At 57.2% G+C, this 1,585-nt stretch carries 1 protein-coding gene and 1 pseudogene; one reads left to right on the top strand and one right to left on the bottom strand.

The window, feature by feature from the left end; genetic code table 11:
• Window positions 1-406: 406 nt before the first annotated feature.
• A complete protein-coding gene (locus ABX749_RS32325; RefSeq protein ID WP_372899665.1) occupies window positions 407-988 on the top strand; it encodes a hypothetical protein in 582 nt (193 codons plus the stop codon).
• A 144-nt stretch (window positions 989-1,132) separates the two neighbouring features.
• Here ABX749_RS32325 and ABX749_RS32320 read toward each other — a convergent pair.
• A pseudogene (locus ABX749_RS32320) lies at window positions 1,133-1,585 on the bottom strand (hypothetical protein); the annotation flags it as partial.

Raw genomic sequence — 1,585 nt, 5'->3', positions numbered from 1 at the left:
TCATGCCGGTCATGCACGGGGTGCATCAAGGCGATTGATGCTCAAGCGACGACCGCGGACTGTCCTTGAAAAATGGGGCAGACAGCCAGCGGCAGGCCCGCACCCCCCTGCGTCAGTGGGAAGTGGGGTCAAAAAATGGGCTGGTCACAAGTTGAATCAGCGACGGCTGGATGGGGCTCTCACCGAATCTCTGCGTTGCGTTCTCGCGACGTTGCATGGGGACTTCCCCGGAACCCCATCAGCCCCATTACTGCAACCATTTTTTGACCAACCCATTTTTTGACCAGAAACAGAGCGTCGACTGTATCCGGATCATTCGTCGAGATGCTTGCTTTCACCCGCTGCGCACCTTAACCTCCAGGTCCCAGATGAACGAAGCCGAGGAATTTCAGGGAGACCGGGATCCGTGGAAGCTGAACCGATCGCGTCCCCGTCGGGCGGGCCGTTAAACGAAGCTCATTATCGTGAGTTGATGGCGGCGTCGAATTTGATCAGGCCGATTCGTCGCGCTGCGCGCGTGGCGACGTTCAATGGCTGGACGACGGGAGTCATTGCGGCGCTCTCGTTTCCGTTCGCATTCTTCGGCGCGGACGGGATGGCGATTACGGCTGGGCTTTCGACCGTTTGCTTCTTTGAGTTTTGGGGACGCCGCAAGCTATTGAAACTTGATCCATCGGCGACCTCCTGGCTCGGCTGGAACCAAGTCGGCTTTCTCTCTCTGATCGTTGCTTATTGTTTGTGGATGTTGCTCGGCGACGTTCCGGACATCAGCGCCAACCCCGAACTTTCCCGGTTGCTCGGTTCTGACGGTCAACAGCTTTACCAAACGCTGAACGTTGCGGTCTACGGAAGCGTGATCGTGCTCAGCGTGATCTTTCAAGGCGGCAACGCGATTTATTACTTCACGCGTCGGCGCTACGTGGTCGCCTATCAGCAGCAAACATCACCGTGGGTCAGAGAGTTCTTCAAGATCATGTCAGTCGCTTAGCGACCGATTGGCGGGGACTGATCGGGTTGCTCGTGCCGCCGCTGATGATCGTTCGTCGATCGCTGGCCAGGGAAATGGGACGAATGGGACCCATGCGACCAATGAGTCCTGTTTGTCCTATTCCGATCGGTTTATGCGGAGCAACTAGGGCGTGTCCTTGGCGACCTTGTCCCGCTGCTCGGCAGCTTTCTTTCGCCATTTCATCGATTCGTTGAGGTCACCCGCTTTCACAAACGCGTCGGCGACGATCGTGAAGGCTTCGGCCAACAGTTTGGGGTCTTGGCGGTTCTTGCCTTCGCGAAAGGTTTTGGCAAACTCGTCCATCTTCTCACGCACTTCCGGCAGTGCGCAAATCCTGCGGCCTTCGCGGGTGGAGCATCCAAAAACGACGCCGGCCAATTTGTCCCACTCGCCCAAGTGATCGGTGCCCTTTCGTTGAACCGTCAACGTGATCTCGGAACGTTCACCGGGGACCATTTCTATCTTGGTGTACCGACGCCCCAGAAAGGCGGGCATCTCGTATCGATCGTCTTCGGCCGTCAGGCTTTGAGATCCCTTCGGCAGCATCAGTGTGCCATTGCCTTTGCGATCGGTTCG

This window comes from Stieleria sp. (assembly GCF_041595215.1).
GTDB lineage: Bacteria > Planctomycetota > Planctomycetia > Pirellulales > Pirellulaceae > Stieleria > Stieleria magnilauensis.
The sequence above is the reverse complement of the archived record's forward strand: the minus strand, read 5'-3'. Positions and strand labels throughout refer to the sequence as shown.